Source organism: uncultured Microbacterium sp. (assembly GCF_963524805.1).
Taxonomy (GTDB): domain Bacteria; phylum Actinomycetota; class Actinomycetes; order Actinomycetales; family Microbacteriaceae; genus Microbacterium.
The window spans coordinates 129,082-151,552 of record NZ_CAURGG010000002.1; the positions used below are offsets into that span (position 1 = coordinate 129,082).

The 22,471-nt window shown below is 69.6% G+C and carries 20 protein-coding genes and 1 tRNA gene; 12 read left to right on the forward strand and 9 right to left on the reverse strand.

The features are described from left to right. The 7 genes from mnhG to RWQ91_RS04990 form a co-directional block, all read right to left on the reverse strand. Positions 1-366 carry a monovalent cation/H(+) antiporter subunit G gene (gene mnhG / locus RWQ91_RS04960; protein ID WP_314503131.1) on the reverse strand — a complete coding sequence of 122 codons (366 nt, stop codon included), beginning with the start codon at positions 364-366 and terminating at the stop codon, positions 1-3. Then, positions 363-632, reverse strand: a complete 270-nt coding sequence (locus tag RWQ91_RS04965; protein ID WP_314503134.1) for a monovalent cation/H+ antiporter complex subunit F — start codon at positions 630-632, stop codon at positions 363-365. The genes mnhG and RWQ91_RS04965 overlap by 4 nt, the downstream gene beginning before the upstream one ends. Beyond that, on the reverse strand, positions 629-1,300 hold the full coding sequence (locus RWQ91_RS04970) for a Na+/H+ antiporter subunit E (protein ID WP_314503135.1): 672 nt from the start codon (positions 1,298-1,300) through the stop codon (positions 629-631). Before RWQ91_RS04970 ends, RWQ91_RS04965 begins: the two co-directional genes overlap by 4 nt. After that, on the reverse strand, positions 1,297-2,853 hold the full coding sequence (locus RWQ91_RS04975) for a Na+/H+ antiporter subunit D (RefSeq protein WP_314503137.1): 1,557 nt from the start codon (positions 2,851-2,853) through the stop codon (positions 1,297-1,299). Before RWQ91_RS04975 ends, RWQ91_RS04970 begins: the two co-directional genes overlap by 4 nt. A gap of 2 nt (positions 2,854-2,855) precedes the next feature. Beyond that, positions 2,856-3,509 carry a Na(+)/H(+) antiporter subunit C gene (locus RWQ91_RS04980; RefSeq protein WP_314503138.1) on the reverse strand — a complete coding sequence of 218 codons (654 nt, stop codon included), beginning with the start codon at positions 3,507-3,509 and terminating at the stop codon, positions 2,856-2,858. Then, on the reverse strand, positions 3,509-6,472 hold the full coding sequence (locus tag RWQ91_RS04985; RefSeq protein WP_314503140.1) for a Na+/H+ antiporter subunit A: 2,964 nt from the start codon (positions 6,470-6,472) through the stop codon (positions 3,509-3,511). Before RWQ91_RS04985 ends, RWQ91_RS04980 begins: the two co-directional genes overlap by 1 nt. Before the next feature lie 136 nt (positions 6,473-6,608). Next, entirely contained in the window at positions 6,609-7,667 is a 1,059-nt protein-coding gene (locus tag RWQ91_RS04990) for a substrate-binding domain-containing protein (RefSeq protein ID WP_314503142.1), read from the reverse strand. Between the two features lie 80 nt (positions 7,668-7,747). Between RWQ91_RS04990 and RWQ91_RS04995 the strand changes: the two genes are divergently transcribed. The 5 genes from RWQ91_RS04995 to RWQ91_RS05015 are packed head-to-tail and all read left to right on the forward strand — an operon-like array spanning position 7,748 to position 13,809. Next, positions 7,748-8,992: an MFS transporter gene (locus RWQ91_RS04995; protein WP_314503143.1), complete on the forward strand. Its 1,245-nt coding sequence runs from the start codon at positions 7,748-7,750 to the stop codon at positions 8,990-8,992. A gap of 16 nt (positions 8,993-9,008) precedes the next feature. Then, positions 9,009-9,704, forward strand: coding sequence for an endonuclease NucS (gene nucS, locus RWQ91_RS05000; RefSeq protein WP_314503145.1), 696 nt, complete (start codon positions 9,009-9,011; stop codon positions 9,702-9,704). 20 nt (positions 9,705-9,724) lie between these two features. Beyond that, a complete protein-coding gene (locus RWQ91_RS05005; RefSeq protein ID WP_314503147.1) occupies positions 9,725-10,408 on the forward strand; it encodes an HAD hydrolase-like protein in 684 nt (227 codons plus the stop codon). Continuing rightward, positions 10,401-11,666, forward strand: coding sequence for a hypothetical protein (locus tag RWQ91_RS05010; protein WP_314503149.1), 1,266 nt, complete (start codon positions 10,401-10,403; stop codon positions 11,664-11,666). Before RWQ91_RS05005 ends, RWQ91_RS05010 begins: the two co-directional genes overlap by 8 nt. Before the next feature lie 58 nt (positions 11,667-11,724). Next, positions 11,725-13,809, forward strand: coding sequence for a DUF2156 domain-containing protein (locus tag RWQ91_RS05015; protein ID WP_314503151.1), 2,085 nt, complete (start codon positions 11,725-11,727; stop codon positions 13,807-13,809). A gap of 71 nt (positions 13,810-13,880) precedes the next feature. On the opposite strand, the gene RWQ91_RS05020 is transcribed toward RWQ91_RS05015, so the two are convergent. Then, the gene (locus RWQ91_RS05020; RefSeq protein ID WP_091485579.1) at positions 13,881-14,087 is read right to left on the reverse strand and encodes a cold-shock protein; all 207 of its coding nucleotides are present in this window, start codon (positions 14,085-14,087) and stop codon (positions 13,881-13,883) included. A 371-nt stretch (positions 14,088-14,458) separates the two neighbouring features. On the opposite strand from RWQ91_RS05020, the gene RWQ91_RS05025 reads away from it, so the two are divergent. Continuing rightward, complete coding sequence (locus RWQ91_RS05025) at positions 14,459-14,944, forward strand: GNAT family N-acetyltransferase (RefSeq protein WP_314503155.1); 486 nt, start codon at positions 14,459-14,461, stop codon at positions 14,942-14,944. Between the two features lie 77 nt (positions 14,945-15,021). Here the strand turns inward: RWQ91_RS05025 and RWQ91_RS05030 are convergent. Further along, a tRNA-Leu gene (locus RWQ91_RS05030) sits at positions 15,022-15,105 on the reverse strand. Positions 15,106-15,260: 155 nt separating this feature from the next. On the opposite strand from RWQ91_RS05030, the gene RWQ91_RS05035 reads away from it, so the two are divergent. From RWQ91_RS05035 to RWQ91_RS05060, 6 genes are read left to right on the forward strand one after another with little or no spacing between them, the layout of a single operon-like run. Next, a complete protein-coding gene (locus RWQ91_RS05035; protein ID WP_314503156.1) occupies positions 15,261-16,010 on the forward strand; it encodes a DUF3662 and FHA domain-containing protein in 750 nt (249 codons plus the stop codon). Further along, positions 16,007-16,543 carry an FHA domain-containing protein gene (locus tag RWQ91_RS05040; RefSeq protein ID WP_314503158.1) on the forward strand — a complete coding sequence of 179 codons (537 nt, stop codon included), beginning with the start codon at positions 16,007-16,009 and terminating at the stop codon, positions 16,541-16,543. The genes RWQ91_RS05035 and RWQ91_RS05040 overlap by 4 nt, the downstream gene beginning before the upstream one ends. Before the next feature lie 14 nt (positions 16,544-16,557). Next, complete coding sequence (locus tag RWQ91_RS05045; RefSeq protein ID WP_314503160.1) at positions 16,558-17,796, forward strand: PP2C family serine/threonine-protein phosphatase; 1,239 nt, start codon at positions 16,558-16,560, stop codon at positions 17,794-17,796. Further along, on the forward strand, positions 17,793-19,229 hold the full coding sequence (locus RWQ91_RS05050) for an FtsW/RodA/SpoVE family cell cycle protein (RefSeq protein ID WP_314503162.1): 1,437 nt from the start codon (positions 17,793-17,795) through the stop codon (positions 19,227-19,229). Before RWQ91_RS05045 ends, RWQ91_RS05050 begins: the two co-directional genes overlap by 4 nt. 2 nt (positions 19,230-19,231) lie before the next feature. Further along, entirely contained in the window at positions 19,232-20,689 is a 1,458-nt protein-coding gene (locus RWQ91_RS05055) for a penicillin-binding transpeptidase domain-containing protein (RefSeq protein WP_314503163.1), read from the forward strand. Next, a complete protein-coding gene (locus RWQ91_RS05060) occupies positions 20,686-22,404 on the forward strand; it encodes a serine/threonine-protein kinase (RefSeq protein WP_314503166.1) in 1,719 nt (572 codons plus the stop codon). Before RWQ91_RS05055 ends, RWQ91_RS05060 begins: the two co-directional genes overlap by 4 nt. Positions 22,405-22,471: the final 67 nt, after the last annotated feature.

Sequence of the window (22,471 nt, forward strand, 5' to 3'; positions counted from 1 at the left end):
TCAGCCGCCCGCCGCGGGCGGGGTCTCCTTCGACTCCGCGAGCTCGTCGACGTACAGCGCGCGCTCCTCGATCGTGCCGTTGCGATAGGCCTGGCGGCCCACCATGTGGGCGGACAGCGGCGCGGTGGCGAGCTGTATCAGCACGACCGGCACGAGGAACGCGACGACCGGCCACGAGCGCAGCGACAGCGCGATCGCCAGGCAGATCAGAATCAGCCCGAGCACCTGGGGCTTGGTCGCCGCATGCAGCCGGGTCGGCACATCGCGGAAGCGGAGCAGACCGATCGCGGCCGTGAGGCACAGGATCGCGCCGATCAGAATCAGCACGAGAGCAGTGACGTCGAAGACGGCATCCAGGTCGATCATTGGTCGACATTGTCCTTCCTCGCGACGAAGCGCGCGATCGAGATCGACCCGAAGACGCCCACTGCGGCGATGACCAGGAGCACGGGAAGCGTCCGGGTGTGGTGGTCGATCGCCATCTCGGCCCCGAGCACGCACATGACGAGCGTGAGCAGGACGTCCGAGGCGACCGCTCGGTCGAGGATGGACGGCCCGACCACGATGCGCCAGAGAGTCAGCAGCGCGGCGACGCCGAACACGACGTAGATGGCAAGGAGCAGAGCGTTCACGCCGGTGCCCCGCCCTGTCGCGGGGTGTCGATCTCCGCCTTGCGGATGACACCGAGCTGTGCGCGCGAGCCCGCCGCCCGAACGATGCGGGCTTCCCATCCCAGGATCGCGTGGCGCTGGCGCTCGACCTCTTCGGCCGTCGTGGCGCCGATGACGTGCAGATAGAGGATGCGGCGATCGCGGTCGGCTTCCAGCACGATCGACCCCGGGATGAGCGAGGTGGTCACCGCGGTGTGCGCCATGATCAGGTCGTCATCGGTGCGCAGGTGCACGGCGATGATCGAGCTCACCGGCTGGCGCCGGAAGTCGAGCACCTGCCAGGCGACCAGCAGCGACCCCCGGACGAGCGCTGCGAAGAAGGTGACCACGAAGACCAGCCCGTACCAGAGATTGAGCCGCCCCGACAGCTCGACAGGAGGAAGACGGAACACGCGGGTCACGGCGACCGCGGCGATCAGCCCCGTGAGGAAGGCGAGCACCGTGAACTGGCCCCACAGCAGCATCCACAGCAGGACGAGCCACAGGAAGAACGGCAGCTGCCGCCACACCTGCTGGAGGACGCTGCGCTTTCCGGTGCCGTCCGGCGGGCGGATGCCGCGCACCGGCTCACCGGCGCGCTGACCCGCACTGTGGCGCGGTCGGGAGGTGTGGTGGATCGGTGCGGTCATTGTCCGGCCTCGTCCTGGAGCTGCGACAGGCTGATGGGGTCGAGCAGGCTCGCGCCGATGCGCGCGCACACCTCGTACAGCGGTCCGGCGAAGATCGTGAGCGCGATCGTGACCGCGACCATGCCCGCCGTCGCCGCCGTCATGATGCGGGGGATCGCCCGCACCTCCGTCTCGACGGCCGCCGCCGGTGCGGCGCCGAGGTAGGAGATGCGCGCCTCGGTCTCGGCCGAGTCCTCCTCCTCCCGCCAGAAGGCGAGGTTCCACGCGCGCATCAGGGCGTAGAGGGTGAGCAGCGACGTGACGATTCCCCCGACGATCAGGACCATCATGATGGGCGTGCCGACTTCGGCCGCCGCGTCGAACAGGGCGTACTTGCCGATGAATCCGGAGAACGGCGGCAGGCCACCGAGGTTGATCGCGGGGATGAAGTACAGCACCGCGATGACCGGGGCCGCGCGCATCAGACCCTTCACGCGCAGGATCGACGTGCTGCCGGCGCGGCGCTCGATGAGTCCGACCGCCAGGAACAGGGTCGTCTGCACCACGATGTGGTGGACCATGTAATAGATCGTCGCCCCGATCGCGGCGGGTGTCGCGATGGCCAGACCGAACACCATGTAGCCGACGTGGCTGACGAGCGTGAACGACAGGATGCGCTTGAGCTCGGCCTGCGCGACGGCGCCCAGCACTCCGACGATCATGGTCGCCAGGGCCACGACCATCAGGACGAGGTTGACGTCGTTCTCGCGGAAGATGAGGGTCTCGGTGCGGATCATCGCGTAGACGCCGACCTTGGTCAGCAGTCCCGCGAACACCGCCGTCACGGGAGCGGGTGCGGTCGGATAACTGTCGGGCAGCCAGAACGACAGCGGGAAGACGGCCGCCTTGATGCTGAAGGCCAGCAGCAGCAGCACGTGCAGGACGGTCTGGGTCTCCTGGGGCAGCTCGCTCATCCGCTCCGAGATCTGCACCATGTTCACGGTGCCCAGCGCGCCGTAGATCACGGCGATCGAGGCGAGGAACAGGATCGACGAGACGAGCGAGACGACGATGTAGACCACGCCCGTGCGGATGCGGGACTCGGTGCTGCCGAGCGTGATGAGCACGTACGAGGCGACCAGCAGGATCTCGAACCCGACGTAGAGGTTGAACAGGTCACCGGCGATGAACGCCGTGAAGATCCCCGCAGCCAGGATGAGGTACGACGGGTGGAAGATCGAGACCGGGGTGTCGTCGTCCCCGTCCGCGGCGCCCTGCCCGACCGAGAAGAGCAGGACCGCGAGCAGCACGATGCTCGAGACGACCACGAGCAGCGCAGCCAGGCGGTCGACGTAGAGCACGATTCCGAACGGGATCGGCCAGTTGCCGACCGAGACCGCGATCGGTGCATCGGCGGAATCGACCACCACGAGCAGGACCGCGGCGATCGCCAGCACGACGGTGAGCGTGACGACCGACACCGCGACCTGCGCCTTGCGGTGGCGGCCGGCGATCAGCGCGATCGCCGCTCCGATCAGCGGAAGGGTGACCAGGAGGGGGACGAGTGCGCTCATGCTCACGACTCCTCACCGTCCTGCTGCGGCTCCGCCCCGTGCCCCTCATCCGCCCGCGCGCCCGCACCCGGCGGACGGATGCGGCGCGGCGGCTCCCCGCCGCGGTGCAGGGTGTCCTCGCTGCGGGAGCGCGCGTCGTCGCCTCCGCGTGGCCGATCCGTCGGAGCGTCGTCGCGGATACCGGCGAAGTCCCGGTTTCCGAGCACGGTGATCGGCGAGGTGGCCAGGCCGACGAAGTCCGTGGTGGAGTCGTCACCCTCCAGCTCAGTCTCGTCATCCATCGCGTCCTCAGCGGCGGAGCCGCGGGCGCGCAGCGCGATGTCCTCGGCGTCGTCCTCGACGGTGTCGGCCTGGCCGAGCTGCCACGACCGGTAGATCAGTGCGAGCAGGAATGCCGAGATCGCGAACGTGATCACGATCGCCGTGAGGGTCAAGGCCTGGGGGAGCGGGTCGGACATCTCCTCTGTGGAGGCGGCGGCACCGAAGAACGGCGCGACTCCGGGCTGGCCCATGACGATCAGCAGCAGCAGGTTCGTCGCGTTGCCCAGCAGCAGGAACCCGATCAGCACGCGGGTGAGGCTGCGCTCGAGCATCGCGTAGACCCCGCACGCGAACAGGACGGCCATGACGACGATCAGCACGAGCGAGACGGTCATCAGGGCACCACCTCGCTCTGCCGCGGGGAACCGCTCGTGCTGACGGCGGCGTCGCGCAGCTCCTGCGACTGCCGGTCGACCTCGGCGCCGAGGCTGCGCAGCACATCCAGCACCAGCCCGATCACCACGAGGTAGACGCCGATGTCGAAGATCGTCGACGTCACGAACTCCACGTGCCCGATGACCGGCAGTTCGGCCTCGACGAAGAAGCTCGTCAGCGGCGGAGCGCCGAAAAGGAGCGGCACGACGGCGCAGGCCACTGCGATCGACATTCCGGTGCCCAGCAGCCGACCGGCATCCGTCGGCGCGGCTGCGCCGAGCTCGTACCGGCCGCCCGCGACGTAGCGCATGACCAGGGCCATGCCGGCGATCAGGCCGCCGGCGAAGCCGCCCCCCGGAAGATTGTGACCGGCGAACAGCACGTACAGCGACACGATGATGATCGAGTGGAAGAGGATCCGCACGATGACCTCGAGCAGGATCGACCGGTTCTCGGGTCGCACCCGCTGGCCGCCGACGAGCCAGGCCATGCGCTGGGAGCCCGAGGTCTCGCCGCGGGGGCGCACTCCCTCCTCGGTCTCCACGAGCGGGCGCCGCGTGCGCGCCGCCGAGGGCGGCAGCGGCGCGGTCGAGCGGGACAGGGTGTCGGCGCGATGGGTGACGAACACGAGCGAGGCGACTCCCGTCGCCGCCAGGATCAGCACCGACAGCTCGCCCATCGTGTCCCAGCCGCGAAGGTCGACCAGGGCGACGTTCACCACGTTCTTGCCGTGCCCGAGCTCGTACGCGAGATCGGGGAATGATTCCGAGATCGGCGTCGCCGATCGGGCGGCGGTCGCCACGAGCGCGACCATCGCCATCGTGGCCCCCACTGCGGCCGCCAGCACGGCACGCAGCACCGGACGCACGGACGCGTTGTGCTCCCCCATCCGCGATGGGATGCGGCGCAGCACGAGCGCGAACGCGACGAGGGTCACGGTCTCCACGAGGATCTGCGTGAGAGCGAGGTCGGGCGCCCCGCTCGTGGCGAACAGCAGCACCATGCCCAGCCCGGTCACCGAGACGAGCACGACGCCGGTGTAGCGCTTGCGCGCCCGGACGGCCACGAGGCCGGCCGCGATCATGACCGGCGCCACCACGAGCTGCGTCGGCGTCTGATACGCGTCCACCTGCGCCTGCCACCCCGGGCCGGCCAGCAGAGCGGTGCCCTCGGCCGCCACGAAGACGACGAAGATCGTGCCGACATAGACCGGCAGCGAACCCCGCTGCGTGAAGCTCGTCGTGATCACGGACAGCCGGGCGATGCCGCGCAGGATGCCGTTGTAGACATCGGCCGCGGTGAAAGGCATCAGGCGGCGCGTCCATCCTCGCGACGCGCTGACCGCGAAAAGCACCGCGCCTGCCGCGATCGTCGCGAGGGAGATCCACAGCGCAGGCTCCCACCCGTGCCAGAGCGCGAGGTACGCCGGGTGCTCGGGGGGAGCGACGCCGGCCGTGGCCTGCGGGGCGAGGTCGGCGTACGGCGCCAGCACGACATCCAGCAGAGGCGCGGCGAACCCGGCGACCACGGTGAGCCCCGCCAGCAGGACGGGCGCTCCGAGGAACCCGATCGGCGGATCGGGCCACTCCGTGCGCGCGCGGCGCGTGCCGTCCGCGGCCTTCTTCGTCCAGAACGCCCCCCAGACGAAGCGGATGCCGTAGGCCGCCGTCAGGACGGAACCCAGAACGATGCCCACGAAGCCGACGGTTCCCCAGAGCGAGCCGCCCGCGGCTTCGTGCAGGAACGCGGTGAGGACGCCCTCCTTGGCGACGAAGCCGATCGTGGGGATGATGCCGACCATCGAGGCGATCGCGATCATCGAGAAGGTCGCCATGACCGGCGCCTGCCGGCCCACCCCGCTCAGTTCGCCGATGTCACGCGTGGACAGCTGCCGGTCGATGACGCCGACCACCAGGAACAGTGCCGACTTGAACAGTGCGTGACTGATCAGCAGAGCCATGCCGGCGAGCGCGGCATCCTGTGTTCCATAGCCGAGCACGACCGTCAGGAAGCCGAGTTGACTGACCGTGCCGAAGGCGAGGATGCGCTTGAGGTCCGACTCGCGCAGGGCCTGCAGGCCGCCGAGAAGCATCGTGACGACGCCGAGCCCGACGACGATCGGGCGCCACGGGCCGGAGCCGGCGAACACCGGCGCGAACAGGGCGATCAGGTAGATGCCCGCCTTGACCATGGCCGCTGCGTGCAGGTAGGCGCTGACCGGTGTGGGTGCAGCCATCGCCCCCGGCAGCCAGAAGTGGAACGGGAAGATCGCGGATTTGCTGAGCGCGCCGACGAGGATCAGCACGAGCGCCGCGTCGACGACCGGCCCGGTCGGCGCGGACCGCAGGATCTCGGAGATGCTCGACGTTCCGGTCTCGACCACCATCAGCACGACGCCGATCAGCATGACCAGACCGCCGAGCGAGGTGACCAGCAGGGCCTGCAGGGCAGCGCGGCGGCTGGCTCCGCGGCGGTTGTAGAACCCGATCAGCAGGTAGGACAGGACGCTGGTGACCTCCCAGAACATCACGAGCACGACCAGATCGTCGGTGACGACCAGCCCGTACATCGCTCCGGCGAACGCGAGCAGCACGGCCGAGAACTGCCCGACGCCCTCGGACTTGCCCCGGAAGTACCAGCGGCAGTAGAGCATGACCAGGGCGCCGACGCCGGTCACGATGAGCGCCATCACCCACGACAGGGTGTCCAGCCGCATCGAGAGACGGATGCCGAGGGGCGGGATCCAGTCGAAGGACTCGTACGGGATCCTGCCGGCCAGAACGGCTCCGGTCCGGGTCGCGGTGTAGACGAAGGCCGCGATCGGCAGAAGCGCCGCGACGTAGAAGGCCCGGGCGCCGATCCGGGCGACCAGCCACGGCAGCAGCAGCGGAAGCAGTGTGAACGCGCCCAGGAGTGCCAGCATGCTCGGCCTCCTCGGGGTCGTCGGCCTCAACAGCTCGGCAGTGGCTCACTGCCGCGGGCGGCGCGGGCGATCGGGGTGTCTTCTCGAGTCTATCGGCGGGTTCGAGAGGCTCGGACCGGGCGAAGGGTGCGAGCGGTCAGGCCCGCGGGCCCGTCGTGTTGCCCTCGCGGAAGACGCACGTGAAGCGGATCGAGGCCGCCGTGTCACCGGCCAGCATCGCGGCGACCGCGTGGCCTGCCGCCCGGCCCTTCTCCGCTGCCGGCTGGACGAGCGTCGTCAGCTCATACGGTGCGAGGCCGTCGACCACCACCCCGTCGAATCCGGTCACACTGACGTCTTCGGGAACTCTCAATCCCGCCTCCTCCGCCGCGCGGATCACGCCGGCGGCGAGCAGGTCGCTCTGGGCGATGACCGCGGTCGGCCGCGACGCCGGGCGGGCGAAGAGCTCGCGCCCCGCGGCCAGCCCCTCGTCGATGAAGCTGCCCGCCGCTGCGAACGCCGGGGCGTCGGGGAACACCTCGCGCGCACCCGCAAGCCGTTCGCGGGTCACGTCGACGGTGATCGTCTCGTCCGCAGCGATCCAGCCGCGCTCCCACCCGGCACGCACGGGCAACGCGACGACCGCTACTCGCTCATGGCCGAGCGTCCGCAGGTGGCTGGCCGCCTGTCGCTGCGCCTCGCGATTGTCCAGGCCGATCTTGGGGATGCCCTCCCCGGCGTCGCCCTCGATCACCACGACCGGGATGCCGCGCGCCGTCACGACTGCGAGCGATTCCCGCAGCATCCCGCTGCAGCCGATGAGCACTGCGGCATCCAGCGGGGCCGTGGTCAGGGTGGGCTCGCTGCCGACCGCCGAGCCGGTCTGCACGGACCGGTCGCGAAGGAGCAGCAGGCCGGCACCCAGCGACGCCACGCCGTCGGAGAGACCGTCCATCATGAGGGTCTTCACCGGATCCAGGAAGGCGGCGCCCAGGTGCTCCTCGAAGACCACGCCGACGATGCCCGATCGTCCGCGACGCAACGACGCCGCACGCGGATCGGGTCCGGTGTAGCCGAGCGAACCTGCCGCGTCGAGCACGCGCCGGCGCGTCGCCTCCGACACCGCGGTCTTGCCGCTGAAGACGACGGACGCCGTGGACGGCGACACGCCGGCAGTGCGGGCGACGTCGGAGATGGTGGGTCTGCGGCTGCTCATGTCGGGTCGATGCTACCGCCTGGAACAGCGGTCGCCGAATCGATTCGACGGCGACCGGGCCATTCGTTAGGGTGGCACGCATGGAACTCGTGCTCACCCCGCAGCAGCTTTCGCGATGGCGAGCAGCCGTCTTCGCGATCTTCCTCGCGAGCGGACTGAGCATCGCCACGTGGGCGTCGCGCGTTCCGGCCCTGAAGATCGCCCTGGACGTGGACAACACCCAGATCGGGCTCATGCTGCTCGGCGCCGGCATCGCGTCGATCGTGGGGCTGTCCCTCGCGACACCGGTTCTCGCCCGCTTCGGCGCACGCTCGGGCATGTTCGGCGCGATCCTGGCGTTTGCGGTGGGCGTCGCGTTGATCGGCATCGGCACGGATGTCCTGCACTCCTACGGCTTCGTCGTGTTCGGCCTGGCTCTGTTCGGGCTGGGCAACGGCGCCGTGGACGTCATGATGAACGTCGAAGGCGCCGCGATCGAGAAGCAGGTGGGAAAGACGATCCTTCCCCTGTTCCACGCGTTCTTCAGCTTCGGCACCGTGATCGGCGCGGGGCTCGGCGCGCTGGCGGTCGCGGTGGGCCTGAACGTGCTGGTGCACACCTCCGTCATGGCCGTCTTCATCGTCGTGATCGGCGTCGTGACGCACGCCAATGTTCCTGCGCGCGAGATCACGATGGATCCGGTGGATGCCGCCGCACGTCGGCACTGGCGGGAGCGCCTGCACACGGCACTGTCTGCGTGGCGCGAGCCGCGCACGTATGCGCTGGGAGTCATCATGCTCGGCATGGCCTTCGCCGAAGGCGGCGCGAACGACTGGCTGGCCCTCGGCATGGTCGACGGGCACGGCACGACGCAGGCGATCGGCGCCCTGGGTCTGACCGTGTTCTCGGTGAGCATGACGGTCGTGCGCGTCTTCGGCGGCCCGCTGGTGGACCGCTTCGGCCGCGTGAACACGCTCCGCGCCCTCGCCGCGATCGCCGCCGCCGGTCTGCTCCTGTTCATCCTGGCTCCGAGCACACCCCTCGTCTTCGTCGGCGCCGCGCTGTGGGGCGCGGGCGTCTCGCTCGGCTTCCCGCTCGGGATGTCGGCGGCCGCCGATGACCCGGCCAAGGCGGCGGCCCGCGTGAGCGCGGCCGCGACGATCGGCTACATCTCGTTCCTGTGCGGGCCGCCGATCCTGGGGTTCATCAGCGAGCACATCGGCCTGCTCAACACGCTGTACATCCTCGTGGCGCTGATCGTGGCGTCGGGCCTGGCTTCGAGTGCGGCCAAGCCCATCGCGGGCTCGACGGTCGGAGTGGGCCACCCGCATCAGCAGGCGGCCTGACGGCTAGGCTCGTCGCGTGCGTCTCGTCATCGCCCGCTGCTCCGTGGACTACACCGGCCGGCTCAACGCCCACCTTCCCCTGGCCACCCGGCTGCTGGTGCACAAGGGAGACGGCAGCCTGCTCGTGCACTCCGACGGAGGTTCGTACAAGCCGCTCAATTGGATGAGCCCGCCCTGCACGCTGACCCTGCAGTCGCCCGACGACGGGGATGCCGAGGACGGTGTGGTCGAACTGTGGAAGGTCACGCACGCCAAGACCGGGGATGCGCTCCTGGTGCGCATCCATGAGGTGCTGCACGACAGCTCGCACGAGCTCGGGCTCGATCCCGGTCTGGTCAAGGACGGCGTCGAGGCCGATCTTCAGCGCCTCCTCGCCGAGCAGGTCGATGTGATCGGAGAGGGTCTCACCCTCGTCCGGCGCGAATTCCCGACGGCGATCGGTCCGGTCGATCTTCTCCTGCGTGACAACGCGGGCGGCACGATCGCGGTCGAGGTCAAGCGCCGCGGAGACATCGACGGCGTCGAGCAGCTGACGCGATACCTGGAACTGCTCGGCCGGGATCCGCACCTGGTACCGGTGACGGGCGTGTTCGCGGCGCAGCAGATCAAGCCCCAGGCCCGCGTTCTGGCGACCGATCGCGGGATCCGCTGCGTGACGCTGGACTACGACGGCATGAAGGGCGTCCACTCCGGGGCGCCGCGGCTGTTCTGACCGCCGCCTAGGCTGTTGCCATGGGGAGCCGATCGCCGTGGACGTGCGTGCTGTGGGACGTCGACGGCACGATCGTGGACGCCTCGGACGGCATCCTTCGCCGCCTGACCATCACGCTCGAGCACTTCGGCCGCACCGCCCCGACGCGTGCCGAGCTCGTGCACTGGATCGGCCCGCCGATGTTCGAGTCGTTCCAGGTGACAGCCGGCATGTCGCCCGACCAGGCCGCAGAGGCGGTGGCGTTCTACCGCGTCCTCGGCAAGGCGGACGGGTACACGACCGGCGCGAAGCTGTTCGCCGGTGTCGGCGAGTTGATCCGCCAGGTCTGCGCGGCCGGCATCCCTCAGGCGACGGCGAGTTCCAAACCCGAGATCCAGGTCGACGCTCTGATGGAGCATTTCGATCTGTCGGACTGCTTCAGCGCGATCGTCGGGGCCACGTCCGACGAGCGCACGCTCGCGGCGAAGGCCGACATCGTCGGCGAGGCGCTGCGCCGGCTGGATGCGGCGGGCGTCGACACGAGCCGGCCGGTTCTCATCGGCGATCGGCACCACGACGTGGAGGGCGGCGCCGCGCGCGGCGTTCCGGTCATCTTCGTCCGTTGGGGCTTCAGCTGGCCGCACGAGGCGTCCGGGGCGCAGGCCGCGGTCGACACCGTCGATCAGCTGCGCGACCTGCTGCTGATCGGGGATGCCGATGGCTGAGTTCGCGGGTGCGTTCCTGTCGTGGGCGGTTCCGGCGCTCGTCGTCTTCGGCCTCACCGCGATCGCCGTCTCCGTGATCGTGTGGGCGATCCGGCGGGCACGGCGCTCACCGCGGGCCCGCGCCGCGGCCGATGCCGTGCGTGCGCACGCCGGGACGATCCTCGTCCAGCTGGATGACGCGGTCGACGAACTGGACCTCGAGGTGGGACTCTCGGGTGCGCTGTACGGCGGCGGTGCTCCGGCATCCCTGCGGCGCGCCCGCCTGACGGCGCAGCACGTGCGAGACGAATCCTTCGAGGAGTATCGCGCGATCTCCGAGCCGGATGCCGCTCCCGTGGAGATCCGCCGCGTGTCGGCGCGCATCGAACGGCGCTGCACGCAGGCTCTGGCGACCATCTCCGCCGCGCGCGCCGAGCATGCCGACTGGGTGCGCGCGAACGTCTCGGCCGCGGCGCAGGTCACGGCTGCACGGCAGCGACTGGAGTCGCTGCGGTCCACGATGGGGGATCCTGCCGCGCTCGTGTCGGAACTGTCCTCGCGATTCGCGGAGCAGGAGTGGGCGGACGCCTCCCGGGCCGCGCGCGCGGCGATCGAGCAGACAGCCGAGGCGGATCGGGCGCTGACCCTCGCCGAGCAGAATGCAGCCGACCCGACCCGCACCGCGCTGGCCGACCTCGCCACGGCGGAACGGGCGCTGCGCCGCGCCGAGAGCGAGGCGCGGACGCTCGAAGAGACCCACCGCCTGATCACCCAGGCCGCCCAGGCGGTGCCCGGCGAGTTCGTCGCAGCGCGCACAGCCCTGCGACAGGCGTCGGCGATGCGCGATCAGCTGGAGCCCGCTGACTCCGAGCGCCTCGGCGCCGAGCTGCGCCTGATCGATGGCGAGCTGTCCGAGATGGAGGTCGACGCGGCGCGGCGCCCGACGCGCACGATCGATCGCATCGCGCGCCTGCGGGGACGGCTCGACCTCGCACTCGGAGACGCGCGCACCGCCCAGCAGCGGATCCGCGGCGCCCGTACGGCGCTTCCGGGAACCCTCGCCGCCGCCCGGAATGCGGTCGCCCACGCCGAGTCGTCCGTCTCCCACACCCGCGCGAGCGCGGACGCCCGTTCCCGGCTCGCTTCCGCCGAGCACGAGCTGGCCGCAGCACGGCAGATGCCCGACCCGGTGCAGGCGCTGGATGCCGCGCGCCGGGCGATGCGGGACGCCCAAGACGCCCAGGCCCTGGCGGACTACGACCGCCGCGACCGGCGCTGACCCCGCGCGGCGCGCGCGGGCGCCGCCCGCCCGAGGGGCTCGCCGCTATCGTGTTGCCATGACCGACGCCGCCGTGCCGACACCCGCGATCGCCTCGCGCAACCCCGTCCTGCACGTCGTGCGCAGCATCCCCGCGACGCTGACGATCGTCGTGGCGCTGCTCGCGATCGGCGTGGTCTTCGCCGGGCTCTGGAGCCCCTTCGAGGATTCGCCGCTGTACGACTCGGTGGCGTACGGGCTGCCCGCCTTGGTCGAGGGGCGCTGGTGGACGCCGATCACGGGCACGTTCTTCGTGAACCACCCGCTCGTCTACCTGTTCACCATCGCGAGCTTCGCCGGCATGGCCTACCTCGAATACCGCCGCGGGTCGCGGGTGGCGCTGGCGTATTTCGGCGTCGGGCAGCTGTTCGCGATCTTCGCGAGCGCCCTGCTGCTCTGGCTGTTCGCCTTCCTGCCCTGGCCCTGGGCCCAGCAGGAGGCGCTCGCCCTGGACGTCGGCCCGTCGGGCGGCTCGATGGCCTGCATCGCCGCGGCCGCGGGCCTGCTGGCGGCACCGTGGCGCGTGCGGGCGTGGGCGCTGCTGCTCGGCTTCATCGTCGTCACGCTGTTCTTCTGGGGTTCGCTCGCCGACCTCGAGCATGCACTCGCCGTCGGTCTTGTGCTGTTCGTGGACCGGTCGCTCCGCCTCCAGCGCACAACGGTGCGCGAGCAGCGGCTGATCGCCTTCGTGAGCGTGCTCGCGGTGCTCGCGATCGACGTGCTCACCTTCCTGGTGCCGACGGACGGTCCCTTCGGTCACACCGACGCGACGGACGGCTCGATCCTCGACGTCGCGATCGACGTGGTGATCATCCTCATCATCGCGAACGGCCTGCGTCGCGGTCGGCGGTGGGCATGGGTGCTCGGGATAATCCTGGCCTCGTTCAATGTGCTGACCGGCATCCTGTTCGTCGGGCTTCTGTTCGTTCCGGGGGCGACGATCGACGTGGGCGTCGGCGATCTGAGCGTCGCGATCGCCCAGTCGGCCATCTGGCTCGTGCTCCTGGTGTACCTCGTCTTCGTGCGGGCCGCTTTCCGAGCGCACCGCAAGGCGACGGTCGGGATCGGGGACGAGCCGAACGTCGCGGACGTCAAGGACCAGTTGCGCGCCCATGGCGGCGGCACACTGTCGTGGATGACGACATGGGGAGGCAACAGCTATGCCCGCACGTCGGCCGGGATCGTCGCGTATCAGAAGCGCGCGGGTGTCGCGATCGTGCTCGCCGACCCGCTGGGGCCCCCGCAGACACGCGCGCAGTCGGTGACCGAGTTCATCGGGATGGCGGAGAAGGCGGGCCTGATTCCCTGCTTCTTCAGTGCTGGCGATGCGACGAAGGATGCCGTGCCCCAGACCTGGCGCAGTCTCGTCGTCGCGGACGACACCATCGTCGACCTGCCGGGCCTGGAGTTCACCGGCAAGGCGTGGGCTGCCGTGCGCACCTCGATCAACCGCGCCACCCGCGAAGAAGTGGCGTTCCGCATGACGCGGCTGCGCGACGAGAGCTGGGGTGTCCAGCAGCAGCTGCGCGCGATCTCGGAGATGTGGGTCGGCGACAAGGGCCTTCCCGAAATGGGCTTCACGCTCGGCACGCTCGACGAGGCGATGGACCCGGAGGTGCGCCTCGCCCTGGCCGTCTCGCCGAACGGCGATGTCGACGGATTCCTGTCCTGGCTGCCCGTCTACGGCGAGGGCGGAAGCGTGCGCGGCTGGACGCTGGATCTCATGCGACGCCGGGACGGCGGGTTCGGACCGGTCATGGAGTTCCTGATCGGCTCATCCGCCAAGCACTTCTCGGAGGAGGGCGCCGCGGTGCTGTCGCTGTCGGGAGCCCCGCTCGCTCACGATTATCCGCCCGACGCCGGCGCGATCGCGACGCTGTCGGACTGGCTCGCCAACATGCTGGAGCCGGTCTACGGGTTCGGCTCGCTGCACAGGTTCAAGGAGAAGTTCCACCCGCGCTACGAGACGATGTATCTGCTGTTCCGCGACGAGAGCGACCTGACGCGCATCGGTGCGGGCCTCACCCGTGCGTTCCTGCCCGACGCGACACTGCGTCAGTTCGCCGGGGCCGGAGTGGAACTGGTACGGGGCGAGCGCGACTGAGTCGCAGGACTCTGTCGCGGGCTCGCCCCGCATGGTCGCGGCGCTGCAGGCGCCGCGCGGTCGGTCTTAGGTCAGACCGGACGAATGTTCTCAGCCTGCAGGCCCTTGGGGCCCTGGGCGACCTCGAACTCGACGCGCTGGTTCTCTTCAAGCGAGCGATAGCCGCCCGACTGGATCGCGGTGTAGTGCGCGAAGACGTCGGCGCCGCCGTCATCAGGAGCGATGAAGCCGAAGCCCTTCTCCGCGTTGAACCACTTGACCGTGCCCTGGGTACTCATGTAATGCCGTTCTCTTGTGCCCGAGCTATCTGCGTCGAGTCCCGACCAGGGTATCGAACACGAGCGGGTTCGGGAGAAAAGTTCACGGAGAAGGTGACACAAACGTTGCATACGCCCATCGCACGCCCGGGCTGAGCAACAACTCGAAGCCCGGGCGTCGACGGATCCCCCCGGATAGATCACGCCAGGCGTGACAGCGAACACTCTACCGATATATCGGGCTCACAGCGAGAGGCAGCGCGCGTCGAGACCGCTTGGTGACCGTGAATCCGCCGAGTGCCAAGGCGGTGCCTGCCCAGACCGCGCCCTGCGTCAGCTTCGCTTCTCGGCCGCCCCTTCTGGGCCCGCCCCTCGGTCGATAGCGTGGACGCGTGGGCCACATCGAACTGCGCGACCTCGACGATGACGATCTGGATGCCGTCTTCGAGATGATGCGCGACAGCGCGGGACTGCGGATGGCCGCCTTCACCGCCGCCGATCCGGACGACCGTGCGGCCTTCGACGAATGGATGACGCGACACCGCTTCTCTCCGGAGGTGTCGATGTTCGTCGTCACCGAGGACGGCGGCTTCGCCGGAACGGCAGCGGCCTTCTCGGTGGACGGCGACCGCGAGGTGACGTACTGGATCGCCCGTCACGCCTGGGGCAGAGGGGTTGCGACCGAGGCGCTGCGCATCCTCGTCTCACGCGAGCCGGAGCGGCCGCTCTTCGCCCGCGTGGCAGCCCACAACGCGGCATCCCTCGCCGTGCTCACCAAGGTCGGTTTCACCGAGGTCTCGCGCGATGTCGACTTCGCGCCGGGCGTGGGTCACGATGTCGAGGAGATCGTCCTGGTGCTGGTGCCGACGTTGGAGTGAGGATCCCCTTGTCGGAAAGACCCCTCGTGCAGGGAACGAAGAAGGGCCCCCCTTTCGGGGAGCCCTTCTTCGTTTCGTGCGCGAGGGGGGAGTTGAACCCCCACGTCCTTTCGGACACTGGCACCTGAAGCCAGCGCGTCTGCCTATTCCGCCACTCGCGCGAGATGCGGCACCCGGGGATGCGGTGCAACTCAACTTCCCGAGGATATCACGCAGCATCCCGCCCCTCGAATCGGGGCCGCAGGCGGCGGTCCACGGGCAACACAGACTAAGCAATTAGCATGTACCGACCGGCACCACCTGCCTGAGGAGTCGTGTGGGACTACTTGACAGCTTCGAGAAGGGTCTCGAGCGCGCCGTGAACAGCGCGTTCGCGAAGACCTTCCGCAGCGGCATCCAACCCGTTGAGATCGCATCCGCCCTGCGCAGCGAGCTCGACAAGAAGGCCGCGATCGTGAGCCGGGAGCGCATTCTGGCCCCGAACACGTTCACGGTCCGGCTCTCGAGCGCCGACGACGAGCACATGAGCACCCTCGGCACCGCCCTCGGCGACGAGCTGGACACTCTGGTTCACGCGCACGCGAAGGCGCAGGGCTACTCGTTCGCCGGGCCGGTCTCGATCACCCTCGTCCGCGATGAGAGCCTCGCCACCGGGACCCTCCGAGTGGAATCCGCGACCGCCGAGGGCCGCGTCGCCTGGCGCGGAGTACTCGATGTCGAGGGCAAGAGGCATCCGATCGTGAAGTCGCGGACGGTCATCGGGCGCGGCAGCGACGCGGACATCACGATCTCCGATGCCGGCACGAGCCGCAAGCACGTCGAGATCCTGTGGGACGGCGAGCGCGCGATGGTGCGGGACATGCAGTCCACCAACGGGACGATGCTCAACGGCCGCAAGGTCACCGAGGCCGCCCTCACCCCGGACTCGACCGTCACGATCGGGCGCACGGACATCGTCTTCCGCGTCATCGCCCAGGCCGCGCCACCCAAGCCCTCCCTGCCGGCCGATGCCACCCGGGCGTACGACATGCGCCAGTACGACGACGGCGGCGGGTCGCGCCGGTGAGCGAACTTACCCTCCTGCTGCTGCGCATCGGCTTCCTGGTGCTGCTCTGGTTCTTCGTCTTCGCGGTGGTTTACTCGCTGCGCGCAGACCTGTTCGGCGTGAAAGTGCGCCGGATGCCGGACGCCGCGCCCGCGCCCGCGCCCGCACCCGGTCCCGCACCCGCCCGGGCCGCGGCGACCGCACCGGTGGCATCGCCGAGGGCAGCGGCGCCGGGCGTCAAGGGCGGCGCAGCCACGACCGACGCCGTCTCTCGCATCGTCATCACGAGCGGTCCGAAGGCCGGTCTCGAGCTGCCGCTGGGCACTGAGCCGCTCACGATCGGCAGGTCGAGCGAATCGGGACTCGTGATCCGCGACGACTACACCTCCAGCCACCACGCCCGGCTCGTGCTGTGGGGTCAGCAGTGGATGATCCAGGACCTGGATTCCACGAACGGCACCTGGCACGACGGCGCCCGCGTGAGTTCGCCGCTGCCCATCAAGGTCGGCGCCCCGATCAAGGTCGGCGCGACGACCTTCGAGCTGCGGAAGTAGCGGACCCGGAACACATGGTCTTCCAGGGCTCGAGCGTCGCGATCTCGCACACCGGCAAGGTGCGCTCCAACAACCAGGACTCCGGCTACTCCGGCTCTAACCTGTTCGCCGTCGCGGACGGGATGGGCGGGCACGCCGGTGGAGACGTCGCCTCGAGCCTGGCGATCGCCCGTCTCGAAGAGCTCGACCACCCGTTCGATTCGACGGCGGCTGCGGAGCGGGAGCTGCGAGACGCGATCTCGGATGCCGCGACCGAGCTGATCGACACCGTCCACATCAAGCCGGAGCTTGCCGGCATGGGCACGACGGTCAGCGCCCTGGTCATGGTCGACGACTACGCGGTGATCGCACACATCGGCGACTCGCGCATCTACCTGTACCGCGACGACACCCTCACGCAGATCACCACCGATCACACGTTCGTGCAGCGACTGGTGGACTCGGGTCGCATCACGCCGGAGGAGGCGCGGTACCACCCGCGTCGTTCGGTGCTCATGCGCGTGCTGGGCGACATGGACCCGAACCCCGAGCTCGACACGTTCATCATGCCGACGCAGCCCGGTGATCGATGGCTGCTGTGCTCGGACGGCCTCTCGGGCGTGATCGACGACGCGCACACGGCCAAGGCGCTCGCCCTGGGACTGCCCCCCGGTCGCACCGCCGACAACCTGCTGAAGCAGGCGCTGGATGCCGGTGCTCCCGACAACGTCACCATCGTCCTGGTGGACGTCGGCGGCCAGCATCCGGTCTTCTCCGGCACCCCGACGATCGTAGGTTCCGCCTCGAATCCGCTCGGGGTCGAGGTGCCCGCCGCCCGCTCGGGACGCGGCAACTGGCTGCACCCCAATCTCCAGGCGGCGAACGAGCCGAGCCACTTCGAGCCTGCGGCCGACTTCCTCGAGGAGCTCATCGAGGAGGATCGCCGGCGGGCCAGGCGCCGCCGGATCAGCTGGATCGTCGGTCTCGTCGTGGTCCTGGCTCTGATCGGGTCGCTGCTGGTGCTGGCCTACAACTGGACGCAGACGCGCTACTTCGTCGGCGCGGATGACGACACGGTGGTGATCTTCCAAGGCATCCAGCAGAGCATCGGGCCGATCGCCCTGTCCACACCGCACGAAGACACCGAGATCCTGCTGGCCGATCTGCCTTCCTTCAGCCGGGCGACGGTCGAACGGACGATCTCCGCGCGGTCGCTCGCGGATGCCGAGGCGATCGTCGACCGCCTCCGGGATGCTGCGGAGGCCACGCGATGACGACTCCCGTGCGCGGCACGCCCGCCGCCAAGCCGAACAGCGCGCCGTCGGCTGACACGTCGGCGATCTCCGCCGACACCACGGTGCTGCGCGCACTGCGGCGGATCCGGGTGCCGCAGACGCAGCGCAACCGGGAGCTGTTCCTGCTGCTGTTCGCCTTCGTCGTGAACGCGGGAGCGATCGCCCTCGTGCAGCTGGGCGCGCTGGGCGCGATCGATGCGACGTTCCTCTTCTACTGCGGCGGCCTCACGGCGCTGGGCATGGCGATGCACATCGTGCTGCGCCTGCGGGCCCGGGATGCCGATCCCTTCGTCCTGCCGATCGCCACGATCCTCACGGGCTTGGGAATCGCGATGATCTACCGCATCGACATCGCCGTCGAGCTCGACGGCTGGAACGCCTATTCCACCAAGCAGCTCGCCTGGACGGCGATCGCCGTCGTGGGCGCGATCGCGATCGTCGTGCTGCTGCGCAACTACCGGGTGCTGTTCCGCTACACCTACATCTTCGGCCTGGCCGGCGTGCTGCTGCTGATCCTGCCGATCGTTCCGGGGCTCGGAACCGACGCCAACGCCGACGTCTGGGTCTCGCTCGGCTTCTTCTCCTTCCAGCCCGGTGAACTGGCCAAGATCTCGCTCGCGATCTTCTTCGCCGGCTACCTGGTGCGCACCCGCGAGAGTCTCACCTCGGTGGGCACGCGATTCCTCGGTCTCACCTGGCCCCGTGCCCGTGAGCTCGGCCCGCTCCTGGTCATCTGGCTGATCTCCCTCGGAATCATCGTGCTGCAGCGCGACCTCGGCACCGGACTGCTGATCTTCGGCATGTTCGTCGCGATGCTCTACGTCGCCACCGGCAAGACGAGCTGGGTCGTGATCGGCGTCCTGCTGGCCGCCGCAGGAGCGTTCCTGGCGTCCCGGGTGCTGCCGTACGTCTCCGGGCGCTTCGCGAACTGGCTGGATGCGTTCAACCCCGAGGTGATCGACCGCGGCGGCGGCAGCTATCAGCTCGTGCAGGGCATCTTCGGCCTGGCTCAGGGCGGACTGATCGGCACCGGACTGGGGCAGGGCCGGCCCTACATCACCCCGCTGTCGCAGAGCGACTACATCCTGCCCAGCCTGGGCGAGGAGCTCGGGCTCATCGGGGTGTTCGCGATCCTGTGCCTCTACATGGTGTTCACGAGCCGCGGCATCCGCATCGGACTGGCCGGGCAGGACGACTTCGGCAAGCTGCTGGCGACCGGCCTGTCGTTCACGATCGCGCTGCAGGTGTTCATCATGGTCGGCGGTGTCACGCGCCTGATCCCGCTGACCGGGCTGACGACACCGTTCCTCGCCGCCGGCGGCTCGTCCCTCGTGGCGAACTGGCTGATCGTGGCGATCCTGCTGCGGATCTCGGATGCGGTGCGCAGCCGGCCCAGGGTGGTGATCGGTTAGCGATGACGAAGGAACTCAGAAGACTCAGCATCCTGATGCTGCTCATGTTCCTGGCGCTGTTCGCCTCGACGAGCGTGATCCAGGTCGTGCAGGCCGAGACCCTGGCCGAGAACTCCCGCAACACGCGGGCACTGTACGACACGTACGAGGTGCAGCGCGGCTCGATCATCGCCAGCGGTGCGGCCATCGCCAGTTCCGTCCCGTCGGACGACGTGTTCGCCTGGCAGCGCGTCTACGTCGACGGCGACATGTGGGCGCCCGTCACGGGCTACATCAACCCTGCCCTCGGATCCGCGACCGGCATCGAGCAGGCCATGAACCAGGAGCTCAGCGGCACGGCCGGCTCGCAGTTCCTCGCGCGGATCGACCGCATTCTGACCGGTCAGCCGCCGCGCGGCTCGAACGTCGAGCTGACGCTGGATGCCGCCGTCCAGCGTGTCGCCTATGACGCGCTCGGCGACCTCCAGGGTGCCGTCATCGCGATCGAGCCGTCGACGGGCCGGGTGCTGGCGATGGTCACCAGCCCGAGCTTCGACACCAACCTCCTGGCCTCGCACAACACGGGGGAAGTCAACGACGTGTACGACGCCCTGGACGCCGACCCGACGCATCCGCTGTTCAACCGCGCCATCGGAGGCGACCTGAACCCCCCCGGCTCGACGTTCAAGCTCGTCGTCGCCTCGGCGGCGCTGGCGTCGGGCGACTACACGCCGCAGTCCACTCTTCCCAATCCCGCTTCGTACCAGCTCCCGCAGTCCACGCGGTCGGTCTCCAACGCGAGTGGCGGCACGTGCGGACCGGGAGAGACCGTGACGATCGCCGACGCTCTGCGGCTCAGCTGCAACATCCCCTTCGCCGAACTGGCTGTCGAGCTGGGAGACACGGCGATCCGCGAAGAGGCGGAGAAGTACGGCTTCAACACATCATTGGCGCTGCCGCTCACCTCGACGGCATCCAGCTATCCGCGCGGACTCGACGATCCGCAGACAGCGCTCACCGGCTTCGGACAGGGCCAGGTCACGGCCACGCCCCTGCAGATGGCCATGGTCTCGGCGGGCATCGCGAACGAAGGAGTGGTCATGAATCCACGGATGGTCGATCGGGTGATCGGGCCGGACCTGTCGGTGCAGCAGACCTTCGACGACACCGAATTCGGGCGGGCGCTGGATGCCGACATCGCCGCCGAGCTCGTCGCCATGATGGTCGCCAATGTCAATGACGGCGCGGCCTCGGGTGCAACAATAGACGGGGTCGATGTGGGCGGTAAGACCGGCACTGCGGAGAACGGATCAGGCCAGCCGTACACACTGTGGTTCACCGGGTTCGCGCCGGCGCAGAACCCGCAGGTAGCGGTGGCCGTCGTGGTCGACGACGGCGGTGGGCAGGATCAATCGGGGAGCGGCAACACGATCGCGGCTCCGATCGCGAAGCAGGTCATGGAGGCGGTGCTGGGACGATGAGACCGACGCAGGGAGTGACCTTCGGCGGCCGCTACGAGCTGGAATCGCGGATCGCGATCGGCGGCATGGGTGAAGTGTGGGAGGCCACCGACCACGTCATCGGACGCACCGTCGCCATCAAGATCCTCAAAGACGAGTACATGGGCGACCCGGGCTTCCTCGAGCGCTTCCGCGCCGAGGCCCGCCATGCCGCCCTCGTCAACCACGAGGGCATCGCGAGCGTGTTCGACTACGGCGAGGAGGCCGGCAGCGCGTTCCTGGTGATGGAACTCGTGCCGGGTGAGGCCCTGTCCACGATCCTCGAGCGCGACGGATCGCTCTCCACGGACAAGACGCTCGACATCGTCGCGCAGACCTCGGCCGCCCTGCAGGCCGCGCACGCCGCCGGACTCGTCCACCGCGACATCAAGCCCGGCAACCTGCTGATCACGCCCGACGGGCGCGTGAAGATCACGGACTTCGGCATCGCCCGCATCGCCGACCAGGTCCCGCTCACCGCGACCGGCCAGGTGATGGGCACCGTGCAGTACCTCTCGCCCGAGCAGGCGTCGGGACACCCGGCATCCCCCGCGACCGACACGTACTCGCTGGGCATCGTGGCGTACGAATCCCTGGCGGGCAAGCGCCCCTTCACGGGCGAGTCGCAGGTCGCGATCGCCATGGCGCAGATCAACGAGCAGGCACCCCCGCTGCCCGCGACGGTCGCCGAACCCGTGCAGAACCTCGTCATGGCGATGATCGCCAAGAAGCCCGAGGAGCGTCCGGCCTCGGCCGCCGCCGTCGCCCGGGCCGCGACCGCTCTGCGTCGCGGCGACGTCGCGGCCGCCGCCGCCGCCGTCCCCGCGATCGCGACGGGCTCCCCGGCGGACGACGACGTGACACAGCTGCTCGTTCCCGCCGGCGACCCCACGGCGACGCGGCTGCTGCCGGCTGCCGACGAGGTCGTCGGCGAGGACGGCGAGCCGAAGAAGCGCAGCCCGTGGACCTGGCCGCTCATCGCGCTGATCATCCTGCTGCTGCTCGTGCTCGGCGGAACCGTCTGGGCCTTCTTCGCCAACCGGGAGCCGGCGCCGGAACCGACGTCCTCGAGCGCCACCCCGACGCCGACGGCCAGCACTCCGACACCCACGCCCACTACCTCGACGATCGCGGTCGATTCACTCGGGCTGACCGGCATGGACTGCGCCGCCGCCACGGACACCGCTCGCCAGGCGGGCGTCGAGGCCGTCGACTGCGTCGGGGGCGATCCCGCGCCGACTGCGGAGCAGGTGAATACGGTCTACCGCGTGAGTCCGACCGGGAACATCCCGCCGTCGCAGCTGCTGACGCTCACCTTCTACGTCGACCAGGTCGCGTTGCCCGCACCGGCGGCGCCGGCCGTGGCGGGTCCGGTCGACCCCGGCGCGACGACGCAGGTCACCTGGAGCGGGTACACCTGCCCCTCCGGCACCGGATCCGTGAGCGCGTACAACTTCACGGCGACCAACGGCACCTTCGCGAGCACCGGGCAGTCCGCCGCCGCCTTCGGACCCAACGAACGCAGCGGTGAGCTGCTCGCCGACAACAATCCCGGGGCCACGGTCATCGTCACCTACACCGTCACCTGCTCGGGGGGCTCGGCCGGTCAGCGCGAATCCGGGCCGTCCGGCGAGGGCAACACGCAGATCAACACTCCCCCTCCCGCTCCGGAACCGTCGCCCACGACGACCCCGTAGGAGTCCGTGCGCCGGGCTCGCCGCGCGAGGGACGTGCGGCGAGTCCGTTAGGCTGAATCTGTTCCAC